The sequence below is a fragment of the Bacillus sp. KICET-3 genome (assembly GCF_033261025.1).
In the GTDB taxonomy this organism is placed as follows: domain Bacteria; phylum Bacillota; class Bacilli; order Bacillales; family Bacillaceae; genus Bacillus; species Bacillus sonorensis.
Genome location: NZ_CP137345.1, coordinates 1418259 through 1436038 on the forward strand (window position 1 = coordinate 1418259; position 17780 = coordinate 1436038).

Consider the following 17780-nt stretch of genomic DNA (forward strand, 5'->3'; position numbering starts at 1 on the left):
TTTGATACAGTAAGGGAAATAAGCGGGCTTATAAAAGACCGCTTTTTTTTATTCCTGTTTTCTCCTTCTTCAGCCCCAAAAAATAATATCATGTAGAAAGTATTTCACGTTGAAGGTAAATTGTGGGATAATATCATCAGCAGAATATATCTAAAGACCTGCTGCTCTTTATCTGTGAAGCAGATATTGGCCGTTTACATCAATATTTGAATCGATCACTTGGAAGGGGGCAAATTATATGAATAACAGCCCGACAACAGTAAGAGCGCTCATTTTTCAAACGCATATTAAAAGATTAAAAGAATTAATGACCAAACGGCTTGATCAATCAATCACCAAAGCTGAGCGCCGTGAATTGGCGAAGCTCCATGACGACTGCATTGACATGATGGCAAATGTTTTTCAAAACGGTTGTTCTTTGGATAAAGATTTGATATCGAAAGAAGAAGCGGAAGAAACGATTGCGCTGCTTCATAAAATCATAAAAAGCAGCGGCTCCTTTTCGGATGAGTGATCCGTGAGAAAAAAGCCCCGAAATAACCTACATGCAATTGATGCAGTACTTAATCAGAAACAGGACAATAAGCTGAAAAATCGAGGAAAAGAAAATGAAAAAGTGCTTCAAACGATTCCTTTTTGGATTTGTGATATTTTGTATATTAGGAGGGGTGGTCGCGGGATTGCTCGAAGGGAAATATAAAGAAGGGGATGAGCTGAAATTGGGCTCAGCCATTTATGGGGCTGATACCGTTGAAAATTGGAAGGAAGCCAAGAATCACGGGAGGTTCAATATATTCGACGAAGATGGAGTTGCCATAAAGTCAATACCGCGGCATCAAAGAGTCAAAATCATAAAATTGATCAAAAAAGATGACATGGCTTTGGTGAAAATGTTAGATGGCGCTTATCAAGGCACACAATGGTGGGTGAAAACATCAGAGTTAAAAAAGGAAAAAAGCGCAGGCAGCGGCGGCATCCATACTCACCACAAAACCAGCCACAGCCATCATCATCATTAATGCCGTATCTGCGTGTCTATATATTTAGATTAAGGAGGATGCAAGATGACTGAAGATTTTTATTGTGATGAAGTGCTCAGCGGGAAAACCGAGGTACATAAAGTGATAGAGACTGAAAATGTATTAGCCTATTACCATACAAGACCTTTTTATCCGGTTCACATTGTAGCGATCCCAAAAAAGCACATCTCTTCCCTTATTACTTTAAAAGAAGAGGATCATGAGCTGCTGCTTGAATTACTGGATGTTGTTCAAAAGGTTGCTGCAATGGTAACGGAAGAACACGGCGCTTGCAGGGTGATAACAAATCTAGGCGATTATCAGGATTCAAAACATCTTCATTGGCATATCGTTTTTGGAAAGCCTTTAAGGTAACTGAATTGTTCGCTTCGGCGGGAGCCGCCTGTTTATCAATGTGGTCCGGGAATTCAGCTTAATCCAAATCATAATATGGTAAAATGATTGTCGAAACAAAAGGGTTTTACAGGGGAGATGAGGCGAATGAAGTCTGAAAAAGAGAAGATGTTAAACGGGGAACTGTATAATGCGGCTGATCCGGTTTTGCGACAAGAAAGATCAAACGCGCGCAGGCTAACAAGTGAATTTAATCAAACTTCGGAAAAAGACGATCATAAAAGAATCGGCCTGCTGAAGGAACTGTTTGGTTCAACAGGAGACGAGGTATACGTAGAGCCGACCTTTCGCTGTGATTACGGCTATAACATTCATGTCGGAGAGAATTTTTATGCGAATTTTGACTGCGTGTTTCTCGATGTCTGTGAAATCCGGGTGGGCGACAACTGTTTGATCGGGCCTGGCGTACATATCTATACGGCAACACACCCATTGAATCCGTCTGAAAGGATCAGCGGAGCGGAGTCGGGAATTCCGGTGACGATCGGCCATAATGTATGGATCGGCGGACGGGCCGTGATCAATCCCGGAGTGCATATCGGCGACAATGCGGTGATCGCTTCCGGGGCGGTTGTGACAAAAGATGTGCCGGCTGGCGCAATAGTAGGCGGGAATCCCGCAAGAATCATCAAACAGCTGGAAGATAAATAGCATCAGAAAAAACACCGATTTTCAATTGATTGGTGTTTTGGTTTTGCCAACATTCAGCTGTTCTAGGATCGGCTATGCGTCTTCGGGCTGCAAATGCAGTATTGCCACCCGAAGACGCATAGCCGATATTCTCTAAAAGTCCTAAAAAAGCGAACCAATATGATCTGCTCCCCTCCAATGCAGGTCAGGTTAAAGAACTACTAAACCCCCGATATATCAGGATATCGGGGGTTTTATTGCTGAAGGCTACCTTGTAACCGTGATATTATTAATGATCGTCTGGCCCAGTGTATTTGTATAGGAAAATATCGCTTTTCCAGGGCTGACGGCTTTTACATAGACGCGGTCTGAGACAATTCTGACCGTAATCGCGCTTCCGCTGTATGAAATGTTCTTAATTCCGACATATTGGTCTTCCTGTCCAACTTTCATCGGCCTGTTGATGACGGCAGCCTGCGGGGAAATGATGCTCTGAATAGAGTGATTCGCCGTTTTCGCCGTCTCTTGGGCCTGAACATGCAAGGGATTTCCTGAAACTGCAAAAGCTCCGGCAAGCAAACATGAAGCAACTAAACCTTTCGTTAACAACTTCATATCATCATCCCTTTTCCATTTGATAATTCCAGGATATGGGTTGTGCGGACGGGAGTCAATGTTTGGAAGCGATGATTCACATGATCGACAAATCAATACAAACAATTGTGTGAAGAGGGAGGATTTGAAGCGCCGGTATCATATTCGTCTCCCGCTTCCAAGTTTGTTCTTTTGTTCAGGGCATTGATAAAAATCTTCACGTTTTTCTTATCCTGCATAATGGGTGAATAAATATATGAAAGCATTCGATTAAATGTTTGATGTTTCAGCTTGATCACAGTCAGGTTTCCGTGCTGTACGTCTCTTTCAATGACGCTCCGCGACAAGAGGGAAAGCCCGACACCCGTCATCAGCGTTTCTTTGATTCCCTGGTTGCTGCTTATCGTCAGAAATGATTTCACTTTCAACCCATTTGAACGGATCACGTGATTAAGATATTCACGCGTTCCTGATCCGACTTCCCGCGTCACCCATGTTTGATTCTGAAGGTCGGCCATCGTCACTTCGCTTTGGCTAGCAAGCGGATGATCGCTTGAAGCAGCGATGAATAGTTCGTCTTGCATAAAAGCGTGGACAGAAAGATCTTTTTCATTTGTCTGTCCTTCGATTAAACCGATATCTACCTTATAGCGGCGGACGGATTGCACGATTTCTTCTGTATTCCCGATAACGGCTTGGAGTTCAAGTTCGGGGTAGTCTGCTTGAAGATCAAACAGCAAAGAGGGAAGAATATATTCTCCAATCGTAAAGCTTGCCCCGATTTTCAGCTCGCCTTTAATGGAATGGTGATGATCGAGAATGTCCTGCTTTGTCTGTTCGTAAATGGCAATCATTTGTTTGGCGCGGTCATATAAAATCTCGCCCGTAGGGGTGATTTTTAGAAATTTCGGCGAACGCTCGAACAGCTTGGTTTGGAATTCTTTCTCAAGGTTTTTAATGTGCATGCTTACGCTTGGCTGGGACATGAGAAGGATTTCGGCGGTTTTTGTAAAGTTTTTCACCTCGGCGAGGGTGACGAATGTCTTTAGTGCATCATAATACAAAACAATCCCACCTTATTATTAAAGATATTAATAGCTGTGATAATTAATATATATTTTACTAATGTTGAGTATTCCAGTAAACTTTAAAGTAGAATCTTTTTTAGGAAATGTTTATCAGGTGCTTGATCAGCCAAGTTCTTATACAGTTTTCAGAAAAATCAGGCTGAGGTGAACGCATACACCCTTTCTTGTAAAAGAAAATGTTCCTAAAACGAAGCCATGTTTTTGCGTTCCCTGCGTCATTAAAACCGATTTCGTTTATCGGAATAGTTGATAATAGGGGCCGTGTTCTGCTGTTACCAACAGTCATCATTTTTTATTCCTTAGTGAGGTGGATATCGTTGCAACTTCAGGTAATGAACAGTCCGTTTAATCAGGAGCAGGCAGAGCTTCTCAACCGTCTTCTGCCGACTTTGACAGAATCGCAGAAAGCTTGGCTGAGCGGTTTTTTGGCCGCTTCCCAGTCATTTGAAGCAGCAGCGGCGCTGGAAACGCCGGCAGCGGAAATTCCGGCCGCTGAACCGGTGCAGCCTGTTTCAAAAGAAGTGACCATTCTTTACGGATCACAGACTGGAAATGCTCAGGGGCTTGCGGAGAATGCGGGCAAAAAGCTTGAAGAGCGAGGCTTTCAAGTAACCGTTTCATCCATGAGCGACTTTAAGGCAAACCAGTTGAAAAAAATACGAAACCTGCTGGTCGTCGTCAGCACGCACGGAGAAGGCGATCCGCCGGATAATGCCCAGTCATTCCATGAGTTTCTTCATGGCAGACGGGCTCCTAAGCTAGATGATCTCCGTTTTTCCGTATTGGCTCTTGGAGACAGTTCATATGAGTTTTTCTGCAAAACGGGAAAAGATTTCGATCAGCGGCTGGAAGAGCTCGGCGGAAAAAGGCTCCATCCCCGTGTTGACTGCGACGTTGACTTTGATGATTCTGCGTCCGCTTGGCTGGAAGGCGTTCTGGGCGGTTTGAGCGAAGCCGGGGGACAAGGTAAAAGCGCCGCTCCGAATCAGGCGGCAGCTCCTCAAACGGCTGATGCGGTCTATTCGAGAAAAAAACCGTTTCAAGCAGAAGTGCTGGAAAATTTGAATTTAAATGGACGCGGTTCAAATAAGGAAACGCGCCATCTCGAATTATCGCTCGAGGGGTCCGGTCTCACATACGAGCCGGGAGATGCGCTCGGCATTTATCCGGAAAATGACCCGGAACTTGTCGATATGCTGTTACAGGAAATGAAGTGGGATCCGGATGAAGTCGTCACCGTTGATAAACAAGGGGAACGGCTCCCGCTGAAAGAAGCGCTGACATCTTATTTTGAAATTACGGTGTTAACGAAGAAGTTTCTTCGGCAGGCAGCGGCACTTACCGAGAATGAAAAGCTGCGGGAGCTTACGGCGCCTGGCAATGAAGACCGCTTAAAAGAGTATATTCACGGACGCGATTTGCTGGATTTCGCCGGGGACTTCGGACCGTTCAGTGCGTCGGCGCAAGAGTTTGTTTCGATTCTCCGGAAAATGCCTCCGCGCCTTTATTCGATCGCCAGCAGCATCGCGGCGAATCCGGATGAAGTCCATTTGACGATTGGGGCGGTTCGCTACAATACGCACGGCAGAGACCGGAAAGGAGTCTGCTCGATTCTATGTGCCGAACGGCTTCAGCCTGGCGACACATTGCCGGTTTTCATTCAGCCGAACAAAAATTTCAAGTTGCCGGAAAATCCGGACACACCGATCATCATGGTCGGACCAGGCACAGGCGTTGCGCCGTTCCGTTCGTTTATGCAGGAGCGCGAAGAAACCGGGGCGAAGGGGAAATCGTGGATGTTCTTCGGCGACCAGCATTTTGTCACGGATTTTCTCTATCAGACAGAGTGGCAAAAGTGGCTGAAAGACGGTGTGCTGACGAAGATGGATATCGCATTTTCCCGCGATTCGGAGGAAAAAGTATATGTCCAGCACCGGATGCTTGAGCATAGCAAAGAACTGTTTGAGTGGCTTCAAGAGGGAGCGGCATTCTATATTTGCGGCGATAAGAACCATATGGCGAAAGATGTTCACAACACCTTGCTGGACATTGTCGAAAAAGAAGGCGGCATGAGCCGCGAGGAAGCGGAAGCCTACTTGGCAGAGATGAAGCAGCAAAAACGCTATCAGCGTGATGTATACTGATTTTGACTGAAAGGGGTTTTTCCAAGATGGGGAATCAAATATTAAAAGCGCCGGAAGGCCCGCCAAGCGATGTTGAACGCATTAAAAGAGAAAGCAATTATTTGCGCGGCACGCTGAAGGAATCGATGCTCGATCATATCAGCGCCGGAATTTCCGATGACGATAACCGCCTGATGAAACATCACGGCAGCTATTTGCAGGATGACCGCGATCTTCGCAATGAGCGCCAAAAGCAAAAGCTTGAGCCTGCATATCAGTTCATGCTTCGCGTCCGGATGCCGGGCGGGGTGGCGAAGCCTGAGCAATGGCTTGTCATGGATGAGCTTGCCAGCCGGTATGGAAACGGGACATTGAAGCTGACGACAAGGGAAACCTTTCAAATGCACGGTATTTTAAAATGGAATATGAAAAAAACCATTCAGAAAATCAATTCCGCGCTGTTGGATACGATTGCGGCGTGCGGCGATGTCAACCGCAATGTGATGTGCGCTTCAAATCCATACCAGTCGGACATTCATGCCGAAGTCTATGAATGGTCGAAAAAATTGAGTGATGATTTGCTGCCGCGTACGCGCGCGTATCATGAAATTTGGCTTGATGAAGAAAAAGTCGCCGGCACCCCGGAAACCGATGAAGTCGAACCAATGTACGGACCGCTTTATCTGCCGCGGAAATTCAAAATCGGGATTGCCGTTCCGCCGTCAAATGACATTGACGTGTTTTCACAGGATCTCGGTTTTATTGCCATCGTGGAAGATGACAAGCTCATCGGTTTTAATGTGGCAATCGGCGGCGGAATGGGGATGACCCACGGCGACAAGGCGACATATCCTCAGCTTGCCAAGGTCATCGGCTTCTGTAAACCGGAGCAAATCTATGATGTGGCAGAAAAAACGATTACGATTCAGCGTGATTACGGAAACCGTTCTGTCCGCAAAAATGCCCGGTTCAAGTACACGGTTGACCGCCTCGGATTGGAAACGGTCAAAACCGAACTTGAAAACCGCCTCGGCTGGAGTTTAGCCGAAGCAAAGCCGTATCATTTCGACCATAACGGCGACCGCTACGGCTGGGTAAAAGGTGTGAAGGGAAATTGGCATTTTACGCTGTTTGTCGAAGGCGGACGAGTGACAGACTATGCTGATTACAAGCTGATGACCGGATTGCGCGAAATCGCCAAGGTCCATACCGGCGAATTCCGGCTGACCGCAAACCAGAACCTGATCATCGCCAATGTATCAAGCCAAAAAAAGAAAAAAATCAGCGAGCTGATTGAGCAGTACGGCTTGACGGACGGAAGGCATTATACGGCGCTCCGCCGCAGCTCGATGGCGTGCGTCGCTCTGCCGACATGCGGACTGGCAATGGCTGAAGCGGAACGGTATTTGCCGGCATTGATTGATAAAATTGATGAGATCATAGAAGAAAACGGGCTTCGGAACGAAGAGATTACCATCCGCATGACAGGATGCCCGAATGGCTGCGCCCGTCATGCGCTCGGCGAAATCGGCTTTATCGGCAAAGCGCCGGGCAAGTACAACATGTATCTTGGCGCCGCATTCGACGGCAGCCGTTTGAGCAAAATGTATCGGGAAAACATCGGTGAGGAAGAAATTTTAAAAGAACTTCGTACAATTCTTCCGCGTTATGCGAAAGAACGCAAGGAAGGCGAACACTTCGGGGATTTCGTCATCCGCGCCGGCGTGATTAAAGAAACGACAGACGGCACGAACTTTCATGATTGAGCACATGGAATGAAAACCGCCTTGGCTTTTTGACCAAGGCGGTTTTTTTGTGTATCAAGGCTACCGATTTAGATTACGTCTGTTTTCAACACCTTAATAAACTCATGCGCCGCCGGCGTTACGTCATCGAATGAGTGCGCGATGACGCCAATATCGCGGGTGATCCGGGGAAAGATGTCCTTTTTGATCAATTGATGCGGTACAGATGAAAGTGTAAAGTTTGAAATAATGCCTATGCCCAAGTTGTTTTTAACCATATTAATCAAGGTTTCGGCATTTTGGACAGTCAAGTTTTCCTTTAATTCAATACGGTGCTGCTGGAACGTGTTTGACATCGCGATTTCATGACCGCCTTTGCAAAAAATAAGGTCATCTTGATATGTGTTGAGGTCGATATGCTTTGCCTGTTTTAATTCGTCATATTGCGGCGGAATGACGGCCACCATATAGTCGTTGCACAATAGTTGATGGTCAAACGGTTCAAATGGAGATGCCGCGATCCCGATATCAACCGTCCGATCCTCGACCCATCCTTTGATTTGCTCAGAGGTCCCCTCAACCAATTCTATGCGGATCAGCGGGTAGTTTGATCTGAATGCCGCAATCGCCTGCGGCATGATATTTGTTGAGACGGCAGGAAATGAACCGATTTTCACCTTCCCGCTTAACAGCTTGTTTTCCCGGTTGGCTACTTGATATATTTTGCTTTCAATCCCCTTCATTTGCCTCGCCAGCAGCAAAATTTCCTTTCCGACGTCAGTCAGCATCAAACCATGATGTTTATCTCTGATCAATAATTTGAGCTGCAGCGAGCTTTCCAGGTTTTTAATCGCTTTGCTTACCGCCGGCTGAGAGATGAACAATTCTTTTGCCGCTTCTGTAATATTCAATGTCTCTGCCACTTTTACAAATATGTGAAGATGGTTCATGTTCATAACCATTTGGTTATACCTCCGATAATAAAAAAGTATTTCAGTTATATATAAATGTAACATATGATAGAAACCAGCACGATATTTCAACAAGAAAGGCGGCTGGATAATGGTAAAAGTCATGCTGGGAATCATATCTGTCACACTTATTTGGGGTTATACCTGGGTTGCGATGAAAGTAGGAATCCACGATATCCCCCCGCTTTTGTTTTCGGCTTTGCGCCTGTTCATCGGGGCGGTTCCTTTATTTCTCATTCTCTTCATTCAAAGAAAAAAACTTTCCATCGGAAAAGAACATGTCAAAAGCTATATCATCATGAGCCTGCTGATGGGTCTGGGCTATATGGGGATCTTAACGTATGGCATGCAATTTGTCGATTCAGGGAAAACCTCTGTTTTGGTGTATACAATGCCTATATTTGTTACGGTGATCAGCCATTTTACTTTAAACGAAAAAATGAATGTGTATAAAACGATCGGGCTGATATGCGGCTTCTTCGGACTGTTATTTATATTTGGAAAAGAAATGCTGAATGTCGATCAAAGCGCTGTATTTGGAGAACTGTGCGTCCTTGCGGCAGCGCTTAGCTGGGGAATCGCGAATGTGTTTAGCAAGCTTCAATTCAAGCATATCGATATCATTCATATGAATGCCTGGCATCTTATGATGGGAGCCGTCATGCTATTGGTTTTTTCCTTTATATTGGAACCCGTCCATTCAGCCGAGTGGACATATCAGGCGGTATGGTCATTGGTGTTTAATGGTTTGCTTTCGACCGGTTTTACATTTGTCGTATGGTTTTGGGTGCTTAATCAAATCGAAGCGTCAAAAGCGTCCATGGCATTAATGTTCGTTCCGGTATTGGCTCTTTTCTTTGGATGGCTGCAATTGCACGAACAGATCACCACGAATATCATTATCGGCGCACTGCTGATATGCTGCGGCATCTTTATGAATACATTCAAATTTTCCCGACATAAAATATGAAATTTTTATGTATATACATTTCCCGGGAGTGATATATGGTAATATCAACTGGGAGGGATGGAAAAAATGAAAATCGAACACATCGCAATCTGGACGAAACATTTAGAGGAAATGAAAGATTTCTACACAAGATTTTTTAAGGGAACAGCAAACGAAAAATACATCAATCCGAAAAAACAATTTGAATCCTATTTTATACAGTTTCAGTCAGGAACCCGGCTTGAGCTGATGAGACGGCCGGATTTGACGCCGGGAAAAGAGGAAATGGAAGGCTATGCACATATGGCGTTCTCCCTGGGCTCCCGTGAAAAGGTAGATGAGATGACCCGCCGGTTAAAGGAGGAAGGGGTGCCTGTTGTTGGAGAGCCCCGTGTGACAGGAGACGGCTATTATGAGAGTGTCATCCAAGATCCAGACGGCAACCTGGTCGAACTGACGGTATAACAATGAAAAAAGCTAATGTCTGCATGTGAGACATTAGCTTTTTTGTTTAGATGGCGGCATCCAGCTGATTGATTTTCCATTTGCCGTTTTCCTTGGTGAATGTGATGTTTCTTTTTGCTGAAGGCGATCCGTCCTTGGCAGGCACGGTAAATTTATATGTGCGGGCATTGCCTTTTTTGGAGATGAGTTTGAATGTTGAATGCTCCCAATCCAACAGGTTGTCCCCATCACCGACTGGAACGGCCATTTTTCCTTTATAGCTGATGATATTGTATTTCTTAAAGCCTTTTTTGATTGCATCTTTTGTAAACACGGGAGTCAGGTAGTCGGTCAGCTTCGCTTTTGTACTAAATTCACTGCACATATAAACATATGAAAGATTTTGATATTCGAATATGTTAGTTTGGCATGTTGATTTTTTGGCTTTCGGGTTATGGCCGCTCATTGTATTCCAAAAATGTTCACGGGCCTGCAATGTCATCGTTAACACCTGTTTTTTCGTTAATTCCCCTGATGTATGATTTTTAGCAGCAGTTGTCGTATGGATAGGTAAAACCAATAAAGCAGCTAACATAAAAACGATAAACTTTTTCACTGTTCTTCTCTCCTTAAGAAAAAATATATCTCTTATGTTACAAATGTTACAATAATTACGGAAAGATTACAAGATATTTTCGAAGAAAATTTTTCCGGCTGCTTATGAAACCGTCATCATCAGTTATCATTGATAAATTGAACAGCAACCCTCCCTTACGGTGAGACCGCCGCTATGAAAAGTGTAAATGGGAAGCAGGATGCGACAGCTCAATCCGGCGGCCTTTTTAACCCGCAAAAGAGTTGGTGAAGCGGACGGTCTTTTTTTCCTTACTACACAATACCCCAATCCCTCCTTCTTTATTCAGGAATATCCGGATTTGAGAGAATGGTTGTGGATCAGGCGAAACGGCCCAGATAGAACGGAGGATGCCAGCCATAGCGATTAAAGAACAGCCGTGTTACCATTGGCGAATCAGAAACAGGAGGATAGTCCCTACGGGAGAAAATACGAAATTTTAAATAAAATCAAATTATTTCAGTAAAAAAACTGTAACCAAATTCATACCAATCTGTCATGGGGATGACATTTTCCTATGTTACGATCTTTCCTGTTAGTTTCTAAAGAGCTAACAAGGGAGGATTTAACTTATGAAGAAGACAATAATGTCCTTGGCTGCAGCCGCAGCTATGTCAGCGACTGCATTCGGAGCAAGCGCCTCAGCAAAAGAAATTACGGTTGAGAAAGGGGACACGCTCTGGGGGATATCCCAAGACAACGGGTTGAACCTAAAGGACTTGAAAAAATGGAATCAGCTTTCATCAGACATCATTTTTCCTGGTCAAAAGCTGAACATTTCTTCTCAAGAAGAAAACTCTGATCAGAAGCAGTACACCATCAAACCTGGAGATACATTATCAAAAATCGCTCAAAAGTACGGTGTTTCTGTGAACGATCTTAAAGGATGGAACAACCTCAAATCGGACTTGATTTTTGCCGGAAAAACCATGGCGATAACCGGAGATGGGGCGGGTGTGAAAGCACCTGTAAAACAAGCAGCCGTCCAAAGCGAACAGCCTGCGGCACCTGTAAAACGGCAAGCAGCTCCAAGCAGTCAGCCTGAAGCGGCTGCAAAAGAAATCACCGTTAAAGCTACTGCATATTCGGCAAATGACGGCGGCATTTCAGGCATTACAAAAACAGGAGTCGATTTGAATGCCAATCCGGATGCTAAAGTCATCGCAGTTGACCCAAACGTGATTCCGCTTGGTTCCAAAGTGTATGTTGAAGGCTATGGCGAAGCGACCGCTGAAGATACCGGAAGCGCCATAAACGGACATAAAATCGATGTATTTATTTCAAATAAAGAAGACGCGCTCAACTGGGGCGTAAAAACCGTTAAAGTGAAAATATTAGATTGATATAGAGAGACGCGGAATTCCGATTCCGCGTCTTTTTGATTGTGTCATACATTTGCCGCCTATTGAAAACTGTAAAGATATATAAAGGCAGCGGTATCATCGGTTCGAGGGAGTCCCATGCGACAGGCAATAATAATTTTGTTGCAGGATCGGTGCGCGGAAGGGCGGATGGAACGGCACAATCGTCAGCCCTTTCTTCATACAATACGATAAACCCCAACTCAGATTCGATAGCGATGGGATGGGCTGCCGGCAGCACACCTTCCTCAGTGAACCGGAAGATTGAATTGCTTGCGAGAAACGGCACGATTAACCCTTTTCAAGACTACTGCGAGTATTTTGAAAGTCTGACGGGTGAAAAGATTCCGGCGGGGACGCTTGTCGCCCTCCGAAGGCGGTAAGATCAGACCGGCTGAAAAGGGCGACAATCTGCTCGGCGCAATCCTCGGGGAAGCAAGCTTTCATTGGTCCGGCCGCTGCGTCAAAAATGAGTTTGGCGGATATGTTTATGAATGGCAAAAAGGCCTTGACGGTCAAATGGTCTTGTTTCCTAAAGAAAATCCCGACTACCTTCCTGGACAAGACTATAAATCTAGAAAAGAACGCGAAGAATGGAATGTGGTCGGTCTCGCCGGACAAGTGTATGTCAGATGTGATGAGGCGGTCAAGGCAGGTGATCTTATAGAGGCTGACGGCGGAATGGCTGCAAAAGCAGATCTGCCGGGACAGCGCTGGCAGGTCATGAACATCACCTCAGAATATGACAGCGTGCGGAGCTTTGGAATTGCCCGCGTATTTATTCGATTAAAAAAGCAGTCCGGCTAATAAAAGCCGGGCTGCTTTTTTTTATGCATTCTGCGTGTCTTCATGTTTGTCCTTGATCAGGAAAGAAAGCGCCAGCGCAGCAATGGCAAAGCCGATTGCGACATAATAGACCGTATGAACGCCTGCGGTCATTCCCTGCATTTGCAGGTCCTTTTCGTTAGTTAAAGCCGATTGATGAATGAACCGGTTTGAAACGGTTGTCAAGATTGTCGTGTATAAAGCGGGGCCGATCGCGCCCGATACTTGGTTGACCGTATTCATAATCGCCGAGCCGTGAGGGTATAAAGGCTTTGGCACTTGATTTAATCCAAGTGTCATCACCGGTGCCATCGTGAAGCCGACGCCGAGTGTAAAGCCCGCATAAAGCATCATTGCGGCTGCCATCGAGGTTTCGCTCGAAATATGTGTAAACAGCCAAAGCACAACGGTGACAATGATTAAACCGGTGAGAAGCAGCGGCCTAAAACCGAGCTTATCAAAAAGGCGCCCCGCTACGAGAGAGGTCAGGGCGAGAACCAGGCCGCCAGGCAGCATCAACAGGCCGGTGTATAACGGTGACAGCTCAAGCGCCATTTGGAAGTAAAGCGGCAAGATCAGCATCATCGAAAATTGCAGCATCATTACGAGCCAAACAAGGATGACCGCTGTCGAGAACACTTTTGACCGGAAAGGCCGCATATCCAGCATCGGTTCTTTTAGTTTGAGCTGACGGCTCACAAATAAAATCAATCCGATCATCCCGGCCGCAAGTCCAATGATGACCTTCGGACTGCTCCATCCGGCTTCCTCTCCGGCGTTGCTGAAGCCAAACACGATTCCTCCGAAACCAATCGTAGATAACAAAATCGATGTGATATCAATTTTCGGACGGGTCAATTCGGTTACATTTTTTAATCGGAATGCTGCATAAAAGATCATGAAGAGCGAGACGGGCAGCATCATGAAAAAGACGATCCGCCATGAATAATGTTCGACAATATAGCCGGAGATGACAGGGCCGATCGCCGGTGCGAATAAAATGACAAGGGTCAGCATCCCGGTCATCGTTCCGCGCTTATGGGGAGGAACCAAGGTCAGGATCACGTTCATGACCAGCGGCAAAATAAGTCCCGTCCCCGACCCTTGAATAATTCGTCCTGCCAGAACGAGAGGAAAGGCAGGCGCCACGCTTGCCAAAAAGGTTCCCAATGTAAATAAGCTCATCGCGGAAAGAAACAGCTGCCTTGTCGTAAAGCGCTGCATTAAAAACGCGGTAACCGGCACCGCGATCCCGATCATCAGCATGTATCCGGTTGACAGCCATTGGGCCGTATTCGCGGAGACGCCAAAGTCTTCGATAATCTTCGGCAATGCCACATTCATGACCGTTTCATTAATCAGAGCAAGGAAATTGCCTACAATTAAAATTGCGATAATCATGAAAGTGCTTTTTTTAGTGTGTTCCATTCGATTTCCCACCCTTGATTATTGTTGTAACAAAAAAGGAATTTGTTCAGCAGCGGCGTGTAACGGCCGCCCGTTCTTTTTCGTGATCGACAGCACATATGCGCCCTCTATCATCGCCTGTATCGCTGTGCTCAGCGTTTTGGCTGTTTCTTTCTCATAGCCGGACTGTATCAGTTTTTCCTCATAGATAAGCCGCCATCCTTCGTACACGCGGTCACATTCTGTTCTGAGCGTTTCGCTGAAAGACCATGTTTCCGAAGCGAATGATGTGATCGGGATGTCTTCGTAATCCTCCATCATGTATTCCTCAAATCCTTCAGCCATCATTCGAATATAGGTTTGAAACGCTTCCGCCGGATCGGTTGATTGGCTGATGGCTGACTTGATATACGTTTTGACCGTTTCACCGGTCATTTTGATCGCTTCGGCGGCAAGCTCTTCTTTGCCTTTCGGGAAATAATAATAAATCGATCCCCTCGGGGCGCCGCTTTCGGCCGTAATTTGATTTAATCCGGTCGCATGATAGCCTTGCTTGCGGAATAACCGTGAAGCTGTGCGCAATATTTTATCCCGGCTGCTTGTTTGGTCTTTCATCCTATCACCTTCTTAATATACTGATCGGTCTATATAATTGTAACGAAAAAAAGCCCCCTCTTAGAAGGCCCTTTTTTGAAATGATTGGAATGGCCTATTTTATCATGCACTTTTTATTCTGCCTCTACGTTTTTCTTTTCTTCAAGATCTTCAAAAGCCTGCTGGATTACGAATAAAAACATACAGGCAAGGAATTCAACATCAAGAGGGATGCTGATGCCTTTTATCACTTCATCGGCAATATGGATCGCAAGCCATGTAAAAAAGCATTCGACCACAAATGTTATAAATTTATGCCCGATCAGCAGGTTGAGAAACTTTTCAGGAATTTCAAATATGAAACCAAGCCCGAAACTTAAAAGAATAAACAACAAAAGAGAACCCGGCGAATCATATGTAACACCGAAAATCGCGAAAAAGCCGGTGACATCAAAAAAATAGCCGCCGATGATGATGGCAAGGGCAAAGATGATCAGCAAAAAGATAAAAGTAACGACAAGCATATGTCCAAGTATATGTTTCATCATTTGGCATTCATTCCTAATCTGGGAGTATACTTCTGATCATAACAAAAAAATATTCAATTGTAATTTACAATCGTAGTAAATATAATCAAACCTTATGAATACTAGGGGGAAAGGGGATATTTTAAAAAACTCTCCCAAAACTTCCCCCAGCTGCTTTTAAAGCTTGGCTAAATGCCTCCATGCCAGTTTTCTAAAAACAAATCTCAACACAATGCAATTGGCGTTGAAATGTGTGTGGAAAGTAACGGCAAGATTCACAGCGTAACTGTTCAAAATGCTGCTGAATTGGTCGCTGGTCTTGCAGACGTTACGGCCTTTCTACAGACAGAATCGTCCGGCATTATGATGTGACAAGCAAAAACTGTCCATCGCCGTGGGTGAGCGATTCCAGCCAGCTTGCTGCCTTCCGGAAGAAAGTTGACAGCCTGCTCGGGAATAAAACTGTATCAAAAACGACGGCACCCACGGCCCAACCGGTCAAATCCACAGGATCGACTATCCTTAAAAAAGGATTGTCCGGCTCAAGTGTAAAGGCGCTCAAAAACGTTTGATTGCCACGGGCTTCTCGCTGCCGAAGTACGGGGCCGATGGCTCTTATGGTGATGAAGCCGTGCAGGCCGTCAAATCAATCCCTTCAAAAGAAAGCCGGGATTATGGCGGACGGCATATACGGACCGGCTACCGAAAAGGCGCTCACGGCCATTGAAGCGAAAAAGAAAAAGCCATCCTCAAGCGGCAATAAATCATCCTACACCCTGCCGTCCGGCATCTATAAAGTCAAAAGTCCGCTCATGAAAGGAACAGCCGTCCGGCAGATTCAGGAGGCTTTAGCTGCACTTTATTTTTATCCGGACAAAGGCGCCGAAAATAACGGGATTGACGGCTATTTTGGGAAGAAAAAGGCGAACGCGGTCAAACGGTTCCAGATGATGAACGCCAGAAGGAATCTATGGACCGAAAACGAGAGCAGTCCTTGAAAAGTTGTTAAAGCTATAAATTTTCTTTATTTTTATCTGAAACAATAAAATTTTGTTCTATATCATAAAAAAAGAACACAGATAAATTATATTATCTGTGTTCTAAATGTTTGAGTTATCCTAACCGGTCACCATTTTCCACTTTTTGTTGTGGCTCTATAAGAACAACGCCTTGCTTTGAATATACACCCATTACTAAAACTTCTGAACTGAAATCAGCAACTCTCATAGGGGGAAAGTTAACTACTCCTAATACTTGTTTGCCAATTAAATCATCCAAATCATAACAATCTGTTATTTGAGCACTACTTTGTTTAACACCTATTTCTTCTCCAAAATCAACCCACAGTTTATAAGCTGGTTTTTTTGCTTTAGGGAACGCCTCTGCTCTGATAATTTCTCCAACACGCATATCTAGCTTTTGAAAATCGTCGAAAGTTGCCATAGTATGCCTCCTAAATTTCACATTTGTTTTCCATTATCTATTGAGATATTGAATGGCTTTGTTCTTTTTGGCTATCTTTAATGACAGTTAAGACACCAAAGAGAATTAAAACAGAACCTATCCAAAAGGTTATACTAATCACTTCACCTAGTATTAACCATCCTAATAATGTTCCAACAACAGGTTGAAAGAAAAAGAAAACTCCTCCGCTGGAGGCATTTAGCATTTGTAATCCACGGTTCCATAATAGAAATGCAATAGCTGTCGAAATTACACCCAGATAAATTAATCCTCCCCATATGGTTGGATTAATTAGTTCATTAAATTTTATTTGTGGCAACTTTGGTATGACAAAAGGAGTTAAAACAACAACAGCGATTAAAGTAGCATAGGTTGTGACAACAATTTGCGAATAACCACCAGGTAGACGTTTAATAAGCACGGACATTAACGCCCATGTTAATGCTGCAATAATAAGTGATATTCCACCAAGAGTGCTACTCATATCAATATCGTCAATTCCAACAATGGTAATCACACCTGTAGTTGCTAGAATAACTGAAATCATCTTTTTAATGCTTAAACGTTCTTTAAGGATTAAACTAGCAAACACAACCATAAAAGCTGGTGTTGTAGAAGTTATAATTGCCCCCATTTGGGCCGTAGAAAGCATTGTACCTGTTTCTTGGGTGACAATGGAAATGACATACCCAATAATTGCAATAGCAATTATTATGCCGAAGTGCTGTCCTTTAATTCTCCAGCTTTGTTTAGTCACCAGGCCAATTATGACTAATGCAACAAGTGCCAATAGATATCGCATCCATACAAGTTCTAATGGTGGTATCACTGCCACTACTACTTTAACGACAACGTACATACCTCCCCAGATACTTGAAGCTAATATTAAAAATAAAGAACCAATAAGCGTATTTTTCATTTTTGTTCCCTCCATTTTTTAGGCTTGTTTAAGCCTTAACGGAGAGAATTCCAAATAGCACCTTCTCTCCGT

The 17780-nt window shown here is 44.6% G+C and carries 20 protein-coding genes and 1 pseudogene; 12 read left to right on the forward strand and 9 right to left on the reverse strand.

Annotated elements, in window-relative coordinates:
* The first annotated feature begins 238 nt into the window (after positions 1-238).
* From R5H20_RS07120 to R5H20_RS07135, 4 genes are all read left to right on the forward strand, one after another.
* On the forward strand, positions 239-514 hold the full coding sequence (locus R5H20_RS07120) for a hypothetical protein (RefSeq protein WP_006638588.1): 276 nt from the start codon (positions 239-241) through the stop codon (positions 512-514).
* A 154-nt stretch (positions 515-668) separates the two neighbouring features.
* Positions 669-1019 carry a hypothetical protein gene (locus tag R5H20_RS07125; RefSeq protein ID WP_040348336.1) on the forward strand — a complete coding sequence of 117 codons (351 nt, stop codon included), beginning with the start codon at positions 669-671 and terminating at the stop codon, positions 1017-1019.
* Positions 1020-1064: 45 nt separating this feature from the next.
* A complete protein-coding gene (locus R5H20_RS07130) occupies positions 1065-1394 on the forward strand; it encodes an HIT family protein (protein ID WP_006638585.1) in 330 nt (109 codons plus the stop codon).
* A gap of 126 nt (positions 1395-1520) precedes the next feature.
* On the forward strand, positions 1521-2084 hold the full coding sequence (locus R5H20_RS07135; RefSeq protein WP_006638584.1) for a maltose acetyltransferase domain-containing protein: 564 nt from the start codon (positions 1521-1523) through the stop codon (positions 2082-2084).
* 246 nt (positions 2085-2330) lie between these two features.
* Here R5H20_RS07135 and R5H20_RS07140 read toward each other — a convergent pair whose 3' ends face one another.
* Complete coding sequence (locus R5H20_RS07140) at positions 2331-2678, reverse strand: hypothetical protein (RefSeq protein WP_006638583.1); 348 nt, start codon at positions 2676-2678, stop codon at positions 2331-2333.
* A gap of 92 nt (positions 2679-2770) precedes the next feature.
* Positions 2771-3721 carry a LysR family transcriptional regulator gene (locus R5H20_RS07145; protein ID WP_006638582.1) on the reverse strand — a complete coding sequence of 317 codons (951 nt, stop codon included), beginning with the start codon at positions 3719-3721 and terminating at the stop codon, positions 2771-2773.
* Positions 3722-4062: 341 nt separating this feature from the next.
* On the opposite strand from R5H20_RS07145, the gene R5H20_RS07150 reads away from it, so the two are divergent.
* Both R5H20_RS07150 and cysI read left to right on the forward strand, forming a co-directional pair.
* Positions 4063-5889 (forward strand): assimilatory sulfite reductase (NADPH) flavoprotein subunit, encoded by a 1827-nt coding sequence (locus tag R5H20_RS07150; protein WP_006638581.1) that lies wholly within the window; start codon positions 4063-4065, stop codon positions 5887-5889.
* Between the two features lie 26 nt (positions 5890-5915).
* Entirely contained in the window at positions 5916-7634 is a 1719-nt protein-coding gene (cysI, locus tag R5H20_RS07155) for an assimilatory sulfite reductase (NADPH) hemoprotein subunit (RefSeq protein WP_006638580.1), read from the forward strand.
* Between the two features lie 68 nt (positions 7635-7702).
* Here the strand turns inward: cysI and R5H20_RS07160 are convergent, their stop codons facing one another.
* Entirely contained in the window at positions 7703-8575 is an 873-nt protein-coding gene (locus R5H20_RS07160) for a LysR family transcriptional regulator (protein ID WP_006638579.1), read from the reverse strand.
* A gap of 100 nt (positions 8576-8675) precedes the next feature.
* On the opposite strand from R5H20_RS07160, the gene R5H20_RS07165 reads away from it, so the two are divergent.
* Both R5H20_RS07165 and R5H20_RS07170 read left to right on the forward strand, forming a co-directional pair.
* Complete coding sequence (locus R5H20_RS07165; protein ID WP_006638578.1) at positions 8676-9554, forward strand: DMT family transporter; 879 nt, start codon at positions 8676-8678, stop codon at positions 9552-9554.
* 66 nt (positions 9555-9620) lie between these two features.
* A complete protein-coding gene (locus R5H20_RS07170) occupies positions 9621-9998 on the forward strand; it encodes a VOC family protein (protein WP_006638577.1) in 378 nt (125 codons plus the stop codon).
* Positions 9999-10044: 46 nt separating this feature from the next.
* Here the strand turns inward: R5H20_RS07170 and R5H20_RS07175 are convergent, their stop codons facing one another.
* Entirely contained in the window at positions 10045-10593 is a 549-nt protein-coding gene (locus tag R5H20_RS07175; RefSeq protein ID WP_006638576.1) for an IseA DL-endopeptidase inhibitor family protein, read from the reverse strand.
* Positions 10594-11183: 590 nt separating this feature from the next.
* Here R5H20_RS07175 and R5H20_RS07180 point away from each other — a divergent pair.
* The 3 genes from R5H20_RS07180 (at position 11184) to R5H20_RS07190 (ending at position 12779) form a co-directional block, all read left to right on the forward strand.
* Complete coding sequence (locus R5H20_RS07180) at positions 11184-11954, forward strand: 3D domain-containing protein (protein WP_006638575.1); 771 nt, start codon at positions 11184-11186, stop codon at positions 11952-11954.
* 62 nt (positions 11955-12016) lie between these two features.
* Positions 12017-12355, forward strand: coding sequence for a peptidase G2 autoproteolytic cleavage domain-containing protein (locus tag R5H20_RS07185; protein ID WP_236836042.1), 339 nt, complete (start codon positions 12017-12019; stop codon positions 12353-12355).
* Positions 12333-12779 carry a peptidase G2 autoproteolytic cleavage domain-containing protein gene (locus R5H20_RS07190; RefSeq protein WP_040348333.1) on the forward strand — a complete coding sequence of 149 codons (447 nt, stop codon included), beginning with the start codon at positions 12333-12335 and terminating at the stop codon, positions 12777-12779. Before R5H20_RS07185 ends, R5H20_RS07190 begins: the two co-directional genes overlap by 23 nt.
* Positions 12780-12800: 21 nt before the next feature.
* On the opposite strand, the gene R5H20_RS07195 is transcribed toward R5H20_RS07190, so the two are convergent.
* The 3 genes from R5H20_RS07195 to R5H20_RS07205 form a co-directional block, all read right to left on the reverse strand.
* On the reverse strand, positions 12801-14225 hold the full coding sequence (locus tag R5H20_RS07195; RefSeq protein WP_006638574.1) for an MDR family MFS transporter: 1425 nt from the start codon (positions 14223-14225) through the stop codon (positions 12801-12803).
* Between the two features lie 18 nt (positions 14226-14243).
* Entirely contained in the window at positions 14244-14819 is a 576-nt protein-coding gene (locus R5H20_RS07200) for a TetR/AcrR family transcriptional regulator (protein ID WP_006638573.1), read from the reverse strand.
* Positions 14820-14932: 113 nt separating this feature from the next.
* The gene (locus tag R5H20_RS07205; RefSeq protein ID WP_006638572.1) at positions 14933-15346 is read right to left on the reverse strand and encodes a YrvL family regulatory protein; all 414 of its coding nucleotides are present in this window, start codon (positions 15344-15346) and stop codon (positions 14933-14935) included.
* A 163-nt stretch (positions 15347-15509) separates the two neighbouring features.
* Here R5H20_RS07205 and R5H20_RS07210 point away from each other — a divergent pair.
* A pseudogene (locus tag R5H20_RS07210) lies at positions 15510-16342 on the forward strand (peptidoglycan-binding protein).
* Positions 16343-16438: 96 nt separating this feature from the next.
* Here the strand turns inward: R5H20_RS07210 and R5H20_RS07215 are convergent.
* Entirely contained in the window at positions 16439-16768 is a 330-nt protein-coding gene (locus R5H20_RS07215; RefSeq protein ID WP_006638570.1) for a tRNA-binding protein, read from the reverse strand.
* 37 nt (positions 16769-16805) lie between these two features.
* On the reverse strand, positions 16806-17708 hold the full coding sequence (locus tag R5H20_RS07220) for a DMT family transporter (protein WP_006638569.1): 903 nt from the start codon (positions 17706-17708) through the stop codon (positions 16806-16808).
* Between the last annotated feature and the right edge of the window lie 72 nt (positions 17709-17780).

Excerpts from the sequence above, each read along its gene's own strand:
- R5H20_RS07120 (WP_006638588.1), top strand. The coding sequence starts at position 239 with ATGAATAACAGCCCGACAACAGTAAGAGCGCTCATTTTTCAAACGCAT.
- R5H20_RS07130 (WP_006638585.1), top strand. The coding sequence starts at position 1,065 with ATGACTGAAGATTTTTATTGTGATGAAGTGCTCAGCGGGAAAACCGAG.
- R5H20_RS07135 (WP_006638584.1), top strand. The coding sequence starts at position 1,521 with ATGAAGTCTGAAAAAGAGAAGATGTTAAACGGGGAACTGTATAATGCG.
- R5H20_RS07140 (WP_006638583.1), bottom strand. The coding sequence starts at position 2,678 with ATGAAGTTGTTAACGAAAGGTTTAGTTGCTTCATGTTTGCTTGCCGGA.
- cysI (WP_006638580.1), top strand. The coding sequence starts at position 5,916 with ATGGGGAATCAAATATTAAAAGCGCCGGAAGGCCCGCCAAGCGATGTT.
- R5H20_RS07160 (WP_006638579.1), bottom strand. The coding sequence starts at position 8,575 with ATGGTTATGAACATGAACCATCTTCACATATTTGTAAAAGTGGCAGAG.
- R5H20_RS07165 (WP_006638578.1), top strand. The coding sequence starts at position 8,676 with ATGGTAAAAGTCATGCTGGGAATCATATCTGTCACACTTATTTGGGGT.
- R5H20_RS07170 (WP_006638577.1), top strand. The coding sequence starts at position 9,621 with ATGAAAATCGAACACATCGCAATCTGGACGAAACATTTAGAGGAAATG.
- R5H20_RS07180 (WP_006638575.1), top strand. The coding sequence starts at position 11,184 with ATGAAGAAGACAATAATGTCCTTGGCTGCAGCCGCAGCTATGTCAGCG.
- R5H20_RS07195 (WP_006638574.1), bottom strand. The coding sequence starts at position 14,225 with ATGGAACACACTAAAAAAAGCACTTTCATGATTATCGCAATTTTAATT.
- R5H20_RS07200 (WP_006638573.1), bottom strand. The coding sequence starts at position 14,819 with ATGAAAGACCAAACAAGCAGCCGGGATAAAATATTGCGCACAGCTTCA.
- R5H20_RS07205 (WP_006638572.1), bottom strand. The coding sequence starts at position 15,346 with ATGATGAAACATATACTTGGACATATGCTTGTCGTTACTTTTATCTTT.
- R5H20_RS07215 (WP_006638570.1), bottom strand. The coding sequence starts at position 16,768 with ATGGCAACTTTCGACGATTTTCAAAAGCTAGATATGCGTGTTGGAGAA.
- R5H20_RS07220 (WP_006638569.1), bottom strand. The coding sequence starts at position 17,708 with ATGAAAAATACGCTTATTGGTTCTTTATTTTTAATATTAGCTTCAAGT.